General features: G+C 74.4%; 18 protein-coding genes. 16 read left to right on the forward strand and 2 right to left on the reverse strand.

Annotation, left to right across the window (positions count from 1 at the left end):
• The first annotated feature begins 8 nt into the window (after positions 1-8).
• The 8 genes from ACYVKY_RS10775 to ACYVKY_RS10810 all read left to right on the forward strand — a co-directional run bounded on the left by ACYVKY_RS10775 (position 9) and on the right by ACYVKY_RS10810 (position 8,011).
• On the forward strand, positions 9-1,055 hold the full coding sequence (locus ACYVKY_RS10775) for a tRNA (adenine-N1)-methyltransferase (protein WP_460434971.1): 1,047 nt from the start codon (positions 9-11) through the stop codon (positions 1,053-1,055).
• A 112-nt stretch (positions 1,056-1,167) separates the two neighbouring features.
• On the forward strand, positions 1,168-2,913 hold the full coding sequence (gene arc / locus ACYVKY_RS10780; RefSeq protein WP_460434972.1) for a proteasome ATPase: 1,746 nt from the start codon (positions 1,168-1,170) through the stop codon (positions 2,911-2,913).
• A gap of 114 nt (positions 2,914-3,027) precedes the next feature.
• Positions 3,028-3,888: a hypothetical protein gene (locus tag ACYVKY_RS10785; protein WP_460434973.1), complete on the forward strand. Its 861-nt coding sequence runs from the start codon at positions 3,028-3,030 to the stop codon at positions 3,886-3,888.
• A gap of 49 nt (positions 3,889-3,937) precedes the next feature.
• Entirely contained in the window at positions 3,938-5,479 is a 1,542-nt protein-coding gene (dop, locus tag ACYVKY_RS10790) for a depupylase/deamidase Dop (protein ID WP_460434974.1), read from the forward strand.
• A 96-nt stretch (positions 5,480-5,575) separates the two neighbouring features.
• On the forward strand, positions 5,576-5,773 hold the full coding sequence (locus ACYVKY_RS10795; protein WP_460434975.1) for a ubiquitin-like protein Pup: 198 nt from the start codon (positions 5,576-5,578) through the stop codon (positions 5,771-5,773).
• Positions 5,770-6,624, forward strand: coding sequence for a proteasome subunit beta (gene prcB / locus ACYVKY_RS10800; protein WP_460434976.1), 855 nt, complete (start codon positions 5,770-5,772; stop codon positions 6,622-6,624). The genes ACYVKY_RS10795 and prcB overlap by 4 nt, the downstream gene beginning before the upstream one ends.
• Complete coding sequence (prcA, locus tag ACYVKY_RS10805; protein WP_460434977.1) at positions 6,621-7,496, forward strand: proteasome subunit alpha; 876 nt, start codon at positions 6,621-6,623, stop codon at positions 7,494-7,496. The genes prcB and prcA overlap by 4 nt, the downstream gene beginning before the upstream one ends.
• A complete protein-coding gene (locus tag ACYVKY_RS10810; protein ID WP_460434978.1) occupies positions 7,496-8,011 on the forward strand; it encodes a GNAT family N-acetyltransferase in 516 nt (171 codons plus the stop codon). The genes prcA and ACYVKY_RS10810 overlap by 1 nt, the downstream gene beginning before the upstream one ends.
• A gap of 4 nt (positions 8,012-8,015) precedes the next feature.
• Here the strand turns inward: ACYVKY_RS10810 and ACYVKY_RS10815 are convergent, their stop codons facing one another.
• On the reverse strand, positions 8,016-8,651 hold the full coding sequence (locus tag ACYVKY_RS10815) for a hypothetical protein (RefSeq protein ID WP_460434979.1): 636 nt from the start codon (positions 8,649-8,651) through the stop codon (positions 8,016-8,018).
• Between the two features lie 59 nt (positions 8,652-8,710).
• Between ACYVKY_RS10815 and pafA the strand changes: the two genes are divergently transcribed.
• From pafA to ACYVKY_RS10830, 3 genes are all read left to right on the forward strand, one after another.
• Positions 8,711-10,072: a Pup--protein ligase gene (pafA, locus tag ACYVKY_RS10820; RefSeq protein ID WP_460434980.1), complete on the forward strand. Its 1,362-nt coding sequence runs from the start codon at positions 8,711-8,713 to the stop codon at positions 10,070-10,072.
• A gap of 63 nt (positions 10,073-10,135) precedes the next feature.
• Entirely contained in the window at positions 10,136-11,086 is a 951-nt protein-coding gene (locus ACYVKY_RS10825) for an FKBP-type peptidyl-prolyl cis-trans isomerase (RefSeq protein ID WP_460434981.1), read from the forward strand.
• Between the two features lie 49 nt (positions 11,087-11,135).
• Positions 11,136-11,513, forward strand: a complete 378-nt coding sequence (locus ACYVKY_RS10830) for an FKBP-type peptidyl-prolyl cis-trans isomerase (protein WP_460434982.1) — start codon at positions 11,136-11,138, stop codon at positions 11,511-11,513.
• A 123-nt stretch (positions 11,514-11,636) separates the two neighbouring features.
• Here ACYVKY_RS10830 and ACYVKY_RS10835 read toward each other — a convergent pair whose 3' ends face one another.
• Complete coding sequence (locus tag ACYVKY_RS10835) at positions 11,637-12,803, reverse strand: DUF3866 family protein (RefSeq protein WP_460434983.1); 1,167 nt, start codon at positions 12,801-12,803, stop codon at positions 11,637-11,639.
• A gap of 62 nt (positions 12,804-12,865) precedes the next feature.
• Here ACYVKY_RS10835 and ACYVKY_RS10840 point away from each other — a divergent pair, with 62 nt between their 5' ends.
• The 5 genes from ACYVKY_RS10840 (at position 12,866) to tatA (ending at position 16,115) form a co-directional block, all read left to right on the forward strand.
• Complete coding sequence (locus ACYVKY_RS10840; RefSeq protein ID WP_460434984.1) at positions 12,866-13,858, forward strand: helix-turn-helix transcriptional regulator; 993 nt, start codon at positions 12,866-12,868, stop codon at positions 13,856-13,858.
• On the forward strand, positions 13,855-14,841 hold the full coding sequence (locus ACYVKY_RS10845; RefSeq protein WP_460434985.1) for a helix-turn-helix transcriptional regulator: 987 nt from the start codon (positions 13,855-13,857) through the stop codon (positions 14,839-14,841). The genes ACYVKY_RS10840 and ACYVKY_RS10845 overlap by 4 nt, the downstream gene beginning before the upstream one ends.
• Positions 14,842-15,031: 190 nt before the next feature.
• On the forward strand, positions 15,032-15,406 hold the full coding sequence (locus ACYVKY_RS10850) for a hypothetical protein (protein WP_460434986.1): 375 nt from the start codon (positions 15,032-15,034) through the stop codon (positions 15,404-15,406).
• A 153-nt stretch (positions 15,407-15,559) separates the two neighbouring features.
• On the forward strand, positions 15,560-15,841 hold the full coding sequence (locus ACYVKY_RS10855; protein ID WP_460434987.1) for a hypothetical protein: 282 nt from the start codon (positions 15,560-15,562) through the stop codon (positions 15,839-15,841).
• A 1-nt stretch (position 15,842) separates the two neighbouring features.
• Complete coding sequence (gene tatA / locus ACYVKY_RS10860) at positions 15,843-16,115, forward strand: Sec-independent protein translocase family protein (RefSeq protein ID WP_460434988.1); 273 nt, start codon at positions 15,843-15,845, stop codon at positions 16,113-16,115.
• Positions 16,116-16,152 lie beyond the last annotated feature (37 nt).

A 16,152-nucleotide genomic window follows, 5' to 3' on the forward strand; every position in this document is an offset into this window, starting at 1 on the left:
CCGTCGTCGTGCCAGACCAGCCCGACGACACCGCGTCCCACGCCGGCCCCACCGGGGCGGCCGCGCGCCGCGGGCCGCTGCGGGCGGGGGAGCGGGTGCAGCTCACCGACCCCAAGGGCCGGCTGCACACCATCACGCTGACGCCCGGCTCCCAGTTCCACACCCACCGCGGGATGTTCCTGCACGACGACCTCATCGGCGGGCCCGAGGGCGTCGTCGTCACCAACACCGCGGGCACCGAGTACCAGGTGCTGCGGCCGCTGCTGAGCGACTACGTCCTGTCGATGCCGCGCGGCGCCGCCGTCGTCTACCCCAAGGACGCCGGCCAGGTCGTCGCCATGGCCGACGTCTTCCCGGGTGCGCGGGTGGTCGAGGCCGGCGTGGGGTCGGGCGCGCTGTCGATGTCGCTGCTGCGGGCGGTCGGTGACGCCGGGCACCTGCACTCGATCGAGCGCCGGGCCGACTTCGCCGACATCGCCCGCGGCAACGTCGAGACCTTCTTCGGGGGCCCGCACCCGGCCTGGCGGGTCAGCGTGGGCGACCTCGCCGACGTGCTGCCCGAGACCGAGCAGCCCGGCACGGTCGACCGGGTGGTGCTCGACATGCTCGCGCCGTGGGAGTGCCTCGACGCCGCCGCGACCGCGCTGACGCCGGGCGGCGTGCTCATCGGCTACGTGGCGACCGCGACCCAGCTGTCGCGCCTGGCCGAGGAGGTCCGCGGCCACGGCGCGTGGACCGAGCCCGCGGCGTGGGAGTCGATGGTGCGCGGGTGGCACCTCGAGGGCCTGGCCGTCCGCCCGCAGCACCGCATGGTCGGGCACACCGGCTTCCTGCTCACCACGCGCCGGATGGCCGACGGGGTGACCGCGCCCGCGCGACGCCGGCGCCCCGCCAAGGGCAGCGAGCTCGGCGAGGACCACTGGGCCGGGCAGGAGTTCTCGGCCGACGAGCTCGGCGAGCGCACCGTGTCGGACAAGAAGGTGCGGCGGGTGCGGCGCGACCAGGTCCGCGGCACCGCGCCGCTGGACGACACCGCCACCACGTCCGAGGGCTGAGACCGCCCGGCCCGCACGAGGTGTCGGGTCGGACACGAACGGGCGGGTCGCCGGGCCCGGGCCCGGGGAGCCGGGTTAGGTTGGGGTGACCCACCGACACCGGGAGGTCCGCATGGTCGAGCACACCGGCGAGCCCGGCGGCCACGACGCCGCCACGCAGCGCGAGGTCGAGCTGCTGCGCTCGGAGATCGCCTCGCTGCGCCGCCGCGTCACCGAGCAGCCCGGACGGGTGCGCACGCTCGAGGACCGCGTCGCCCTCCTGCAGCGCCAGGCCGACGACCTGCTGAACCGCAACGAGCGCCTCCAGCGCACCCTCGGCGACGCCCGCGAGCAGCTGGTCACGCTGCGCACCGAGGTCGACCGGCTGGCCCAGCCGCCGAACGGGTACGCGACCTACGTCGAGTCGCACGCCGACGGCACCGTCGACGTCGTCCAGGCCGGGCGCAAGCTGCGGGTGGCGATCAGCCCCACCATCGACCGCGACGCCCTCGGGCCCGGCCAGGAGGTCATGCTCAACGAGGCGCTCAACGTCGTCACGGCGGTGGGGTACGAGCGCACCGGCGAGCTGGTCACGATCAAGGAGCTGCTCGGCGACGACCGCGCCCTCGTGCTGGCCCGCGCCGACGAGGAGCGCGTGGTGAAGCTGGCGGGCTCGCTGCGCGACGAGAGGCTGCGGGTCGGCGACGCACTCACCCTCGAGCCGAGGTCGGGCTACGTCTACGAGAAGATCCCCAAGGCCGAGGTCGAGGAGCTCGTCCTCGAAGAGGTCCCCGACATCGACTACGCCGACATCGGCGGGCTGTCCGGGCAGATCGAGCAGATCCGCGACGCCGTCGAGCTGCCGTTCAACCACCCGGAGCTGTTCCGCGAGCACGGGCTCAAGGCGCCGAAGGGCATCCTGCTCTACGGTCCGCCGGGGTGCGGCAAGACCCTGATCGCCAAGGCGGTCGCGCACTCGCTCGCCACCCAGGCCGCCGCGCGCGCCGGGCAGAGCGAGGTGAACGCGTACTTCCTCAACATCAAGGGTCCCGAGCTGCTGAACAAGTACGTCGGCGAGACCGAGCGGCACATCCGGCTGATCTTCGCCCGGGCGCGGGAGAAGGCCGGCGAGGGCACCCCGGTGGTGGTGTTCTTCGACGAGATGGAGTCGCTGTTCCGCACCCGCGGGTCGGGGGTCTCGTCCGACGTCGAGACCACGATCGTGCCGCAGCTGCTCGCCGAGATCGACGGCGTGGAGCGGCTCGACAACGTCATCGTCATCGGCGCCTCGAACCGCGAGGACATGATCGACCCGGCGATCCTACGTCCGGGCCGGCTCGACGTGAAGGTGAAGATCCACCGGCCCGACGCCGAGGCCGCGCGCGACATCTTCACCAAGTACCTGACGCCCGGGCTGCCGCTGCACGCCGACGACCTCGCCGAGAACGGCGGTTCGGCCGAGGCGACCGTCGAGGCGATGATCCAGGCCACCGTCGAGCGCATGTACGCCGAGACCGAGGAGAACCAGTTCCTCGAGGTCACCTACGCCGGCGGCGACAAGGAGGTCCTGTACTTCAAGGACTTCAACTCGGGCGCCATGATCCAGAACATCGTCGACCGTGCGAAGAAGATGGCGATCAAGGACTGGCTCACGCTGCAGCAGAAGGGCATCCGCGTCGACCACCTGCTCGCGGCCTGCGTCGACGAGTTCAAGGAGAACGAGGACCTCCCGAACACGACCAACCCCGACGACTGGGCCCGCATCTCCGGCAAGAAGGGCGAGCGGATCGTGTTCATCCGCACGATCATCCAGGGCAAGAAGGGCAACGAGCCGGGTCGCACCATCGACACCGTCTCGAACACCGGCCAGTACCTCTGACCCGCAGCGACTCGTTCGACGCCCGCCCTCGCCCGCTGTGGACGAGGGCGGGCGTCGTCGTCCGGCGACCCCGTAGGCTCCGGTGCGCAGGGGATCCGGACGAGGGGGACGACGGTGCGCGGGCGTGCGGTGACGGTGGTGGTGCTCGTGGCGGTGGTCGCGCTGGCGGGGTGCACGCCGGGAGGCAGCACGGGCACGGGCGACCCGGCACCCACGACCACGACGTCGCCGCAGGACGAGGTCACGGCGCTGCTCACGGAGATGGCCACCTCGTCCGACCCCGACCAGTGCGAGAGGCTCTACACGACGAGGGCGCTGCAGCAGTCGCTCGGCACCGCCGACGTCGCAGCGTGCCGCGAGGCGGTCGCCGACGTCGAGCCGGCCACCGACGTCGAGATCGACTCGGTCGACGTCTCCGGCGACGTCGGTACCGCCAGGCTGGTCTTCCGGGACGGCGACAACGCCGGCATGGCCCAGCTGGTGCGGGCGGTGCGCACCGACGACGGCTGGCGCTACGACGGGTACACCGGGCTCGAGGTGGTCGATCGCGCGGCGGTCGACGACCGGCTGCGCAGGGTGGTGCAGGAGAACGGCGAGAACCTGATGCCGCCCGACCAGCTGGCCTGCGTGCAGGGCCGCCTCACGGCGCTTCCGGACACCGACCTGGTGGGCTCGTCGGCGGCCACCACCCTGCAGACGACGCTGGTCGAGGGCATCCGCGACTGCGTCGGCGGTGGCATCGACCTCACGACCATCCTGTTCCTGAGCAGCTACCAGCTGGTGCAGGCCGGTCTGAGCCAGGGGCAGGCGGACTGCGTGGCGGGTCTGGCGATCCGCGACTACGGAGAGCTCTCGCTCGAGGACATCGTGACGAAGCCGGCCGCACGCCAGCGGTGGCTGGACGGCCTGGTGGCAGCGGCCGAGTACGGGAAGGACGACGTCGGAGCGGACGGCTCGGTCTGCTCCGGCGCCTGACGCCCACCGCCGCGCGTGCCGACCGTGTCGCGTTCCGTAGGCTCGCGGCATGAGCGTGCGCCGGGTGATGGGCATCGAGACCGAGTACGGGGTCTCGGCCGCCGGTGACCCGGCCGCCAACCCGATGCTGCTCTCCGGGCAGGTCGTCAACGCCTACGCCGCGCCGCTGGGTGCCCGCGTCGGGCGCGCGCGCTGGGACTACGAGGACGAGCAGCCGCTGCGCGACGCCCGCGGCTGGGAGCTCGGCCGCCAGCAGGCGCACCCGAGCCAGCTCACCGACGTGCCGGGCGGCGACCTGGGCGACGAGCTCGACGACCCGACGCTGGCGAACGTGGTGCTCACCAACGGCGCCCGGCTCTACGTCGACCACGCCCACCCCGAGTACTCCAGCCCCGAGGTGACCGGACCGCTGGACTGCCTGCGCTGGGACAAGGCCGGGGAGCTGGTGATGCTCGCCGCGGTGCGGCGCCTGGCCGAGGTGCCGGGGCAGCCGGCGGTGAACCTGTACAAGAACACGACCGACAACAAGGGCGCCTCGTACGGCACCCACGAGAACTACCTGATGGACCGGGCCACGCCGTTCCCCGACATCGTCCGCGGGCTCGTGCCGTTCTTCGTCTCGCGGCAGGTGCTCACCGGTGCCGGGCGCGTCGGGCTCGGTCAGGCGGGTGACCGGCCCGGGTTCCAGATCGCCCAGCGGTCCGACTTCTTCGAGGTCGAGGTGGGTCTCGAGACCACCCTGAAGCGCCCGATCGTCAACACCCGCGACGAGCCGCACGCCAGCGCCGACAAGCACCGCCGGCTGCACGTCATCATCGGCGACGCGAACCTGTGCGAGGTCGCCGGCTACCTGAAGACGGGCACCACGGCGCTGGTGCTGGCCATGGTCGAGGCGCGCACCCTGCCCGACCTCACCGTGCAGCACCCGGTCGCGGCGCTGCACGCGGTGAGCCACGACCCGTCCCTGCGGACGCTCGTCACGCTGCGCGACGGCACCCGGCTGACGGCCGTCGAGCTGCAGCAGCGCTACCACCAGGCCGCGCTCGAGCACGTCGACGACCGCCTCGGCGACGACGCCGACGAGCAGACGCGCGACGTGCTGCACCGGTGGGGCGACCTGCTCGACCGGCTGGCGCGCGACCCGATGTCGTGCGCGCGCGAGCTCGACTGGGTGGCCAAGCTCCGCCTGCTGGAGGGTTTCCGCGACCGGGAGGGCCTGGACTGGTCGCACCACCGGCTGCAGGCGATCGACCTGCAGTACGCCGACGTGCGGCCCGAGCGGGGCCTGTACCACCGGCTGCTGGAGCGCGGGGCCGTCGAGCGGCTGCTCGACCCCGAGGACGTGCGCGCCGCCGTGTCGTCGCCGCCGGAGGACACCCGCGCGTACTTCCGCGGCCAGTGCCTGGCCCGCTTCGGCAGCGATGTCACCGCGGCCAGCTGGGACTCGCTGATCTTCGACGTGCCGGGCTTCCCGTCGCTGCAGCGCGTCCCGATGCTCGAGCCGCTGCGGGGCACCCGCGAGCACGTCGGCGCCCTGCTCGACCGCTGCGAGACCGCGGCCGACCTGGTGCGCGCGCTGTCCCAGCGCTGACCCGCGGGGCGGGTCGCCGGGACGGGCGTCGGACGGGCTGCCTAGGATCGGTGCACGACGCGTCCCTCCGCGGACGCGGTGCACCCGGGAGGTCCGATGTCCGGCCAGGAGCAGCAGCGTCCGCAGCGGCGTGACGGCGACGAGCCCGACGAGGCTCCGGCGCCGCCGCCGACCGCCCCCGCGAGCCAGGTCAGCACCGACGACGTCGACTCGCTGCTCGACGAGATCGACGACGTGCTGGAGTCGAACTCGGAGTCGTTCGTCCGCGGCTTCGTGCAGAAGGGCGGCCAGTGACCGACGGCTCGCCGTACGGACGGCTCCCGTCAGCGTTCACCGCCGCCGGCACGTCGTCGTTCACCGACTTCCTGGGCGAGTACGCGCCCGAGCTCGTCCCCGGACGCCGTCCGCTGCCCGCGGGCGAGGTGCCGCAGGCGCCGCACGCGACCACGATCGTCGCGCTGACCTTCCCCGGTGGCGTGGTGATGGCGGGCGACCGCCGGGCGACGATGGGCAACGTGATCGCGAGCCGCGAGATCGAGAAGGTCTTCCCGGCCGACGAGTACTCCTGCGTCGGCATCGCCGGCTCCGCCGGGCTCGCCATCGAGATGGTGCGCCTGTTCCAGGTCGAGCTCGAGCACTACGAGAAGATCGAGGGCACGCTGCTCAGCCTCGACGGCAAGGCGAACCGGCTCGCGACGATGATCCGGGGCAACCTCGGGCTCGCGATGCAGGGCCTGGCCGTCGTGCCGCTGTTCGCGGGCTACGACCTCGGCTCCGGCGTGGGCCGGATCTTCTCCTACGACGTCACCGGCGGGCGGTACGAGGAGCACGGCCACCACTCGGTCGGCTCCGGCTCGCTGTTCGCCCGCGGGGCGCTGAAGAAGCTCTACCGGCCGACCCACGGTCCGGACGACGCGGTGCGGGTGGCCGTCGAGGCGCTGTACGACGCCGCCGACGACGACTCCGCGACCGGCGGTCCCGACCTCACCCGGCGGATCTGGCCCGTCGTGGCCACGGTCACCGTCGACGGCTACCGCCGGGTGCCCGACGACGAGCTGTCCGCGGTGGTCGAGCGGGTGGTGGCCGGTCGCGCCGGCGACCCCGGCGGCTCGGGCGCCACCGGTGCAGGGGAGGCCCGCGCATGACCACGCCGTTCTACGTCTCGCCCGAGCAGGTGATGAAGGACCGCGCCGACTACGCCCGCAAGGGCATCGCGCGCGGTCGGCCGGTCGTCGTCCTGCCGTACGACCACGGCATCGCGTTCGTCGCCGAGAACCCCTCGCGCGCGCTGCACAAGGTCTCCGAGATCTACGACAAGGTCGCCTTCGCCGCGGTCGGCAAGTACAACGAGTACGAGAACCTGCGGGTGGCGGGCGTGCGCTACGCCGACCTGCGCGGCTACTCCTACGACCGCACCGACGTCACCGGCCGGGGCCTGGCCAACGCCTACGCCCAGACCCTCGGCGCCACCTTCACCACCGAGCACAAGCCGCTCGAGGTCGAGCTGGTGGTCGCGCAGGTCGCCCCCGACCCGGACGGCGACCAGATCTACCGCATCACCTACGACGGCTCGGTGAACGAGGAGACCGGCTTCGTGGTGATGGGCGGGTCGTCCGACACGGTGGCGGCGGCGATCGGCGACGCCTGGCGTCCCGGTCTGGAGCTGTCCGAGGTCCTCGGCCTGGCGGTGCGCGCGCTCGGCGCCGACCCCGCGGGCGGCGAGAGCCGCACGCTGGCGCCCCGCGACCTCGAGGTGGCGGTGCTCGACCGGCAGCGACCGCGGCGCGCGTTCCGGCGCGTCGCCGGCGCCCTGCTCGAGCGGCTGCCCGCCGACGACGACCCCGACCGCGACGTGCCGCCGACCGACGACCCCGGCCCGGGCTCGCACGACACCCTCACCGGCGGCGAGGCGGTGCCGCCGCCGTCGGGCGAGGGCACCGGGACGGCCACGCAGGCCCAGGACCAGCCGGGACGGCCGGCGCCGTCCGCGGGCGCCGACGGCGAGGACGACGGCTGATGGGCTCGGCGGTCCCGGTCCGGGTGCGGCCCGCACGACGTCACGACGTCGGCGAGCTGCTCACGCTGCAGCGGGCCGCCTGGGTGGCGGAGGCACAGCGCCGCCGCGACCCGTTCCTGCGCCAGCTCACCGACGAGGTCGACGACCTGCAGCGCGTCGTCGACGACCCCGCCACGACCTGGCTGCTGGCGACCACCGAGAGCGACGGCGAGCACGGCCGTCGCGGTCGGCTGGTCGGCTCGATCCGGCTGACGGTGGGCGCCGACGGCACCGGCCGGGTCGGCCGTGTCGTGGTGGCGCCCGACCTGCGCGGGCGCGGCCTGGCCACCACGCTGCTGGAGGCGCTGCACGCCGAGGTCGGCCGCCGCACCGACGTGCGGCTGCTCGAGCTCTCGACCGGCACCGCGGCCTCGGACGACCTGGCCCTGTACCGGCGGTTCGGCTACGCCGAGGCCGGCCGGGTGGTCGACGCCGAGGGGCGCGACGTCCCGGTGCTGCGCCGTCCCGTGCGCTGAGGGCTCAGCGCGGCACCGTCGGGACCACCACGGCGAGCACCACGGCCCAGACCAACGCGTAGACCGCGCCCTGCACGAGGGCCCGGCGGCGGGCGCGGGCGCGCTCGGCGGGTGCGACCGCACCCGCGGCCGCCCGCAGCAGGTCGGCGCCGGAACGTCGGGGAGCCGGGTGCCGCCGGTCCCACCACAGCCCGACCAGCACGGCGAGCGTCACCGAGACCACCATCGACAGCAGGGACGCGGCGGCGGCCGCCGTGAGCACCTTCCCGGCGTCGAGGACGCCGACCCGGGCCTCGAGCGAGGCGGCCACCCGTGCGGCGTCCCCGCGACCCCCGGTCAGGCCGAGCACGGCGAGGCCGGCTGCGACGGGTGCGACCAGCAGGGCGAGGGCCCAGCGGTGACGGCGTCCCAGCCGGACCGCGACCAGCGCGAGCGGCGCGACGGCCGCCGCCGCCAGCACCACCACGGCGGCGGCTATCGCGTGGTGCCCCGCCGAGACGGCGTAGACGGCCGAGGCGGACGGGTCGCGCAGCACGCGGGGGACGAGCCCGACGGCGAGGCCCAGCCCGACCACGCTGCCGGTCAGCACCAGGACCGGCGGGGCACCGCGCCGGGTCGACACGTCACCCGGCTCGCTCACGCCACCCAACGTAGCCAGCGGTCGCGACGTAGGCTGGCGGCACGCGACGAGGGAGCCCCATGGACCGGCGGATCTACGGCATCGAGACCGAGTTCGGTGTCACCTGCGTGGCCGACGGCCAGCGCAAGCTCTCCGCCGACGAGGTGGCGCGCTACCTGTTCCGCAAGGTCGTGTCCTGGGGCCGCTCCTCGAACGTGTTCCTGCGCAACGGCGCCCGGCTCTACCTCGACGTCGGGTCGCACCCCGAGTACGCCACGCCCGAGTGCGACGACGTCCGCGAGCTCGTGGTGCACGACCGCGCGGGGGAGCGCGTCCTCGAGGGCCTGGTGGTCGACGCCGAGCGCCGGCTGCGCGAGGAGGGCGTCGAGGGCGAGGTGTTCCTGTTCAAGAACAACACCGACTCGGCGGGCAACTCCTACGGCTGCCACGAGAACTACCTCGTCGGCCGCGGCGGCGAGTTCTCGCGGCTGTCCGACGTCCTGATCCCCTACCTCGTCACCCGGCAGGTGCTGGTCGGCGCCGGCAAGGTGCTGTCGACGCCGCGCGGACCGCTCTACACGTTCTCGCAGCGCGCCGACCACATCTGGGAGGGCGTCTCCAGCGCGACGACGCGTTCGCGCCCCATCATCAACACCCGCGACGAGCCGCACGCCGACGCCGAGCGGTACCGGCGCCTGCACGTCATCGTCGGCGACTCGAACATGAGCGAGACGACCACGATGCTCAAGGTCGGCGGCGTCGACCTGGTGCTGCGGATGATCGAGGCCGGTCTCCCGGTGCGCGACCTCACCCTGGAGAACCCGATCCGCGCGATCCGGGAGATCTCGCACGACCTCACCGGACGCGTCACCGTCCGGCTGGCCAACGGCCGGCAGGCCAGCGCCCTCGACATCCAGACCGAGTACCTCGAGCGCGCCGCCGCCTTCGTCGACGACCACGGCCTGCACACGCCCACCACCAAGCGGGTGCTCGACCTGTGGGAGCGCGGGCTGCGCGCCGTCCGCGAGCAGGACCACTCCCTGGTCGACCGCGAGCTCGACTGGGCGATCAAGCACCGGATGCTCTCGCGGTACATGGCCAAGCACGACCTGCCGCTGTCGAGCCCGCGGATCGCGCGGCTCGACCTGGCCTACCACGACATCTCGCGCAGGCGCGGCCTGTACAACCTGATGGCCGCCAAGGGCATGGTCGAGCGGGTGACCAGCGACATCGAGGTCTTCGAGGCGACGAGCGTCCCGCCGCAGACGACGCGGGCGAAGCTGCGCGGCGACTTCGTCCGCCGGGCGCAGGAGAAGCGGCGCGACTTCACCGTCGACTGGGTGCACCTCAAGCTGAACGACCAGGCCCAGCGGACGGTGCTCTGCAAGGACCCGTTCCGCAGCGTCGACGAGCGGGTGGAGCGGCTCATCGCGGGGATGTGACGCGCGTCGCCCGACGCGGGGTGGTGCAGGCTCCTCCCAGGCTCGGCGGTTAGTGTGCTGGACGTGCGTCGCCTCCTCATCGGTCTGCTCCTGCTGCCCGCGCTCCTGCTCTCCGCCTGCCAGGACGCCCCCGGCGACGACCCGTCGCCCAGCACGGAGGACGTCGTCACCAGCGACATCGCCGACGTCGACGTGACCGGCGAGGACGGTGAGAAGCCCGAGCTGTCGTGGGACGGCCGCTTCGAGGCCGCCGCGACCGAGCGACGCGTGCTGAAGGAGGGGGCGCCGGACGCGAAGGTGGTCGCCCTCGGCGACCGCGTCGAGCTGAACTACCTCGGCGTCAACGGCCGCGACGGCACCGAGTTCGACACCTCCTACGGCAACGAGAAGCCCGCCAGCTTCGTGCTGAAGGAGGGCGCGCTGATCGCCGGCTTCATCACCGCGCTCGAGGGCGCCAAGGTGGGCGAGCGCGTGATGGTCGGCATCACGCCCGAGGACGGCTACGGCGCCAACGGCGGCCAGCCGAGCGCCGGCATCGAGGCCGAGGACAGCCTGATCTTCGTCATCGACGTCATCGACACCACGCCCGTCCTCGCACGGGCGACCGGCACGCCGGAAGCGCCGATGGCCGGCCTGCCGACCGTGACGCTCGGCGCCGACGGCACCCCCACCGTGGCGGTGCCGGCCGGCCCGCCGCCCACGGATCTGCTCTTCAACAGGCTCATCACCGGCGGGGGCCCTCCGGTGCAGAGTGGCCAGACGCTCACTGCGCACTACGTCCTGGTGGCGTGGGAGACCGGCGAGGTGATCGAGTCGTCGTGGGCGCAGGGCGCCCCGGTGCCGCTGCCGATCGGGCAGGGCCAGGTGATGAAGGCGCTCGACGCCGGCCTGGTCGACCAGCCCGTCGGGTCGCAGATCATGCTCGTCGTCCCGCCGGACGTCGCGAGCGAGGGCGCGACCACCCCCGTCGAGAACACGTTGATCTTCGTGATCGACATCCTCGACGCCCAGTGACCGAGCACCACCCCCACACCGACCGCACCTCGACCCCAGGAGGCACCGCGTGCCCGAGCTGACCCGTCCCGAGATCGAGTTCCCCGGCGGGGAGCCGCCGACCGACCTGCAGGTCCACGACGAGGTCGTCGGCGACGGCCCCGAGGCGACCGCGGGGAACACCGTCTCGTGCCACTACGTCGGTGTCGCGTTCTCCACCGGTGAGGAGTTCGACGCCTCCTGGAACCGCGGCCAGCCCCTCGACTTCCGGCTCGGCGTCGGCCAGGTCATCGCCGGCTGGGACCAGGGCATCGCCGGCATGAAGGTCGGCGGCCGCCGTCGCCTGGTCATCCCCGCGCACCTCGCCTACGGCGACCGCGGCGCCGGCGGCGCCATCGCCCCCGGCGAGACCCTCATCTTCGTCGTCGACCTGGTGGCTGTCAGGTAGGGACGCGACCACCACCGATCAGGATCCGGCCCCGGTCGGCTCCGGCGCGCCGAGCGAGGGAGCGAAGCGACCGAGTCGAGGTGGGAGGAGTCGACCCTCGGTGGGGCCGGGTCCGCGCGAGCGTCAGCGAGCAGACAGCAGAGCTGCGTGCACACCAGCCGCTGCTGCCGCGACGAAGGGCGTCGCGTCGTCGTCGAGCCCGCGGCCCATGGTCGACAGCCGCACCGGCACCTCGCGCAGCGCGTCCAGCAGGCCGTCGGAGGCGACCTCGACGAGCCGGTGGCGTCCCTGCGGGGCGCCGAGGGCGGCGGCCTGCTCGCGCACGGTGGCGGCGAGGGCGTCGTCCGCCCCGGGGACGCCCTCGAGCGCCGGGACGACGACGTCGGCGGGCGCCAGGGCGACCCGCCCGTAGGCGGTCAGGCTGTGGTGCGAGACGCCGACGTGCCGCCCGCGCGGGTCGGCGCCGGAGACCCGCAGGCTCGCGACCGGTGCGCCTCCCAGCACGGCGGCGGCGTTCACGGCCTCGCCCGCGGCGACGCCGGAGAAGCCCCAGCGGGTGCCGGTGCCGAGGTTGCCCGGCCCCTGGGCGACCACGACCAGGTCGGCGTCGAGCACGTGCCGTGCCGCGAGCAGCCCGGAGTGCAGGGTCACCGCCTCGAGGTCGCCGCCGACGGCCTGCCCGACCGAGACCGACGCGGCGAGCCAGCCCTGCTGCCGCAGCGTGGCCACCGTCCGCGAGAACCACACCGGGAGCGCGCCGCCGTCGGTCATCACGTAGACCGCACGCCGCCCACCCCCGGCCGAGCGGGCGCCGGCGAGCACGGCCGGCAGCGCGGAGTGCAGGTCGGCCACGACCACCGGCAGCCCGGCCAGGTCGTCGGCCTCGCGCAGCACCTCGTGGTGCTCGGACTCCTGCTCGTCGACGCCCAGCACCATCGCCTGCAGCGGGCTGTACCGGGCCTTCACCAGGTGGCCGGGGCCGCCGGGCGGGTCGGCCGGCAACCGGTCGGGGAGGGCGACGACGAGGCCGTACCCACCGGTGCCGAGGCCGCGGTCGAGCGCGGAGGTGTTCAGCAGCACGGCGTCGCCGACCTGCGGCCGTCCCACGAGTGCCGGGTAGGCCAGCGCCCGCGCGGGCCGCGTCCCGCCGTCCGGGTCGGTGATCTCGACGTCGAGCTCCTGCGCCCCCGGCCAGCCGGCGCGCAGGCCGGTGACGACGGCGCGACGCCAGCGCACGACGCCGGCGGGGTCGTCGCTGCCGTCGGGGCCGGGGGAGGAGGGCGTCGTCACGGGGGCGACGCTACCGGCGGACGGGCCGCACCACGGCCGCCGCCGGTATAGGTTGGCGCACGATGTCCGCGCGCCGCACCGAGCGTCTGCTCAACCTCGTGATCGCACTGCTCGCGACGCGCCAGTGGCTCACCAAGGAGCAGATCCGCCAGGCCGTCCCGCAGTACGGCGAGGCGGCCACCGACGCCGCCTTCGACCGGATGTTCGAGCGCGACAAGGACGAGCTGCGCGACCTCGGCGTCCCCGTCCTCACCGGCAGCTCCTCGGCCTGGTTCGAGGACGAGCACGGCTACCGCATCGACCGCGAGGCCTACGCGCTCCCCGAGATCTCCTTCACCCCCGCCGAGCTGGCCGTCCTCGGTCTGGCCTCGCGCGCCTGGCAGCAGGCGACGCTGGCCGGCGCGGCCGGGCGGGCGATGGTGAAGCTGAAGTCGCTCGGCGTCAGCACCGACGAGGCCGTCGTCGGCGTCGAGTCTCGGGTGCGCACGGCCGAGCCGGCCTTCGGCCCGCTCTACGAGGCGACCCGCGACCGCGCACCCGTCCGCTTCCGGTACCGGACGGGCGGCACGGGCTATCCGGCCGAGCGCACCGTCGAGCCGTGGCGCATCACCAACTGGCACGGCCGCTGGTACCTCGTCGGGCACGACCGCGACCGCGGTGACGCCCGGGTGTTCCGCCTCTCGCGGATCGAGGGCCGTCCGCAGACCGTCGGCCCCGCCGGGTCGGTGTCGCCGCCGGACGACGTCGACGCGCGGGCGATGGTGCGCCGCGTCCTGGCCGGGTCGGGGGCCGCCGGGGGCTCGCGCACGGCGCGGGTGCGGCTGGACCCCGGCAGCGGCCTGTCGCTGCGGCGGCGCGCGGGCGCGGACGTCAGCCCCGACGCGCTGCACGACGACGGCTCGGTCGTCGAGATCGACTTCACCGACCTCGACGACCTCGCCGAGGAGGTCGCCGCCCTCGGCACGTCCGCGCTCGTCGAGGGCCCGGACGACCTGCGCGACGCGGTCGTCGAGCGGCTGCGGCGCGCGGTCGCGAGCCACGGGAGCGGGTCGTGAGCGGGGGAGGGCGCCGCCCGCCGGCGCAGCAGAGCGCCACCGACCGGCTCTCGCGGCTGCTGTCGATGGTCCCGTACCTGCTCGAGCGGCAGGGCGTGCCGGTGCAGGAGGCCGCGGCGCACTTCGGCCTGACCGAGGCCGAGCTGGTGTCCGACCTCGAGCTGCTGTTCGTCTGCGGCCTGCCGGGCGGGCTGCCGGACGACCTGATCGAGGCCGACTGGGAGGGCGGGCAGGTCTTCGTCGGCAACGCCGACGCGATCTCGCGCCCGCTGCGGCTCGGCCTCGACGAGGCCGTCGCGCTGCTCGTCGGGCTGCGCACCCTCGCCGAGACCCCCGGCGCCGGCGACCGCGAGGCGCTCGACGGCGCCCTGGCCAAGCTGTCCGAGGCCACCGGCGAGGCCGGCGAGGCCGCCGGCGTGGTCGAGGTCGTGCTCGACGACGAGGTCGACGCGACGCTGCTCGACCGCGTCCGCGACGCCGTCGAGCGGCACCGCCGCGTGCACCTGCGCTACCACGTGCCGGGCCGCGACGAGGCGACCGAGCGCGACGTCGACCCGATGCGCCTGCTCAGCCTCGAGGGCCACATCTACCTCGAGGGCTGGTGCCACCGGGCCGAGGCCGTCCGGCTGTTCCGGATGGGACGCGTGCTCGACGCCCGCGTGCTCGACGTCGACGGCACCCCGCCCCCGCAGGCCCGCAGCCGCGACCTCGACGAGCGGCTCTTCCAGCCCTCGCCCGACGACCTGCTCGTCACCCTCGACCTCGCGCCGTCCGCGCGCTGGGTGGCCGACTTCTACCCGACCGAGGAGGTCGTCGACGCCGGCGACGGGCGCACCCGCGTCCGGCTCCGCGCCGGCGACGCGGCCTGGGTGCGCCGGCTCGCCCTCGGCTCCGGCGGCGCCGTCACCGTGACCGAGCCGGCCGACCTGGCCGCCGAGGTCGCCGCCGCCGCGACCGAGGCCCTCGCCCGCTACGGCGCCTGAGGGGTCGTCGCCTCCCGGGCGTACCGCCCGTGACGCGCGTCTCGCGCCGGAGCAGCCCGCATTCACCCTGTTGGCAGAGCCTGCGGGCTCAAGCCGGACGCGCTGCGCGCCGAAGTCCTTGTCAACGCCGGGAGCACCCGGCGGGACCGATCAGCCGGCTCGGGCCGGGGCACCAGGAGGGGAGCACGACATGACCACCATCAAGGCGTCGTGCCCGTGCTGCGGCGACATCGACCTGACTCCGCCGCAGGTGCGGCTCGTGGTCTGCTCGGTGCCGGTCTGGTCGTACTACACGTTCACCTGCACGACCTGCCGCGACGAGGTCCGCAAGCCCGCCGCGCCCGAGATCGTGAAGCTGCTCCGCACCGGCGGCGTCGTGGCCGAGACCTGGACGGTCCCGGACGAGGCCCTCGAGGAGCACACCGGTCCGGCCATCGGCTACGACGACGTCCTCGACTTCGCCCTCTGGCTCGACAGCGCCGACCTGCTCGCCGCGGCCGCCGCCGCCGGCCTGCACGGCTCCGCCCCGCGCACCGGCGCCCAGGGCGAGCGCACCCGCCGCTGACCGCGGCGCACGACTCCCGTCGCACCGGCCCTCGCGCCGGACGCACGCGGGACGCACGTCGCCGGGCTGCCGGGGGGCCCGGCGGCGGATGCCCACCGCCGGCTCACCGCCCGCTCACCGGGCGCTCCCAGGTCCGGGGACTAGGCTCGCGCCGTGACCTGGTGGATGTGGCTGGTGCTCGTGCTGGCCTCCCTGCTCCTGCTCGGCGCCCTCGGCTGGCGGCTGTGGCAGCGGGTGCGCGCCGTGCTGCGCGAGGTGGGTGAGGCGTCCCGGCGCGCCACCGCCGCGCAGACCGAGGCCGGCGCCGCCTTCGACGAGTGGCTGGTCACCCGCGCCGACGAGGACTCCGCGTTCCTCGCGACGCTCGACCCGCCCGCGGACCCCCTGGGCGCGGCAGGACGTACGATGACCGCAACCGATCCGAAGGGGAACTGACGTGCTCAGGAACCTGGCCGACAACCCGTGGCTGCTGCTCGTGCTCGTGCTGATCATCGTGCTGGTGTTCGGCGCCAACAAGCTGCCGGGCGCCGCCCGCAGCCTCGGCCGGTCGATGCGCATCTTCAAGAGCGAGGTCAAGGAGATGCGCGACGACGACGGTCCGTCGCGCCGCACCGACGCCTCGGGGTCGCCGCTCGAGGGTCGCGTCGTCGACGACCAGCAGGCCACCCGCCAGCCGCACGCCGACCACGACGTGCGCCGCGACGGCTGACCCACCCGTCCCCGACCCCGTCTGACGCCCGCCGACG

Source organism: Angustibacter speluncae (assembly GCF_054777815.1).

What these genes read in the sequence shown, in the direction of transcription:
- arc (WP_460434972.1), top strand. Translation starts at nt 1,168, where the DNA reads ATGGTCGAGCACACCGGCGAGCCCGGCGGCCACGACGCCGCCACGCAG.
- dop (WP_460434974.1), top strand. Translation starts at nt 3,938, where the DNA reads ATGAGCGTGCGCCGGGTGATGGGCATCGAGACCGAGTACGGGGTCTCG.
- ACYVKY_RS10795 (WP_460434975.1), top strand. Translation starts at nt 5,576, where the DNA reads ATGTCCGGCCAGGAGCAGCAGCGTCCGCAGCGGCGTGACGGCGACGAG.
- prcA (WP_460434977.1), top strand. Translation starts at nt 6,621, where the DNA reads ATGACCACGCCGTTCTACGTCTCGCCCGAGCAGGTGATGAAGGACCGC.
- ACYVKY_RS10810 (WP_460434978.1), top strand. Translation starts at nt 7,496, where the DNA reads ATGGGCTCGGCGGTCCCGGTCCGGGTGCGGCCCGCACGACGTCACGAC.
- pafA (WP_460434980.1), top strand. Translation starts at nt 8,711, where the DNA reads ATGGACCGGCGGATCTACGGCATCGAGACCGAGTTCGGTGTCACCTGC.
- ACYVKY_RS10840 (WP_460434984.1), top strand. Translation starts at nt 12,866, where the DNA reads ATGTCCGCGCGCCGCACCGAGCGTCTGCTCAACCTCGTGATCGCACTG.
- ACYVKY_RS10850 (WP_460434986.1), top strand. Translation starts at nt 15,032, where the DNA reads ATGACCACCATCAAGGCGTCGTGCCCGTGCTGCGGCGACATCGACCTG.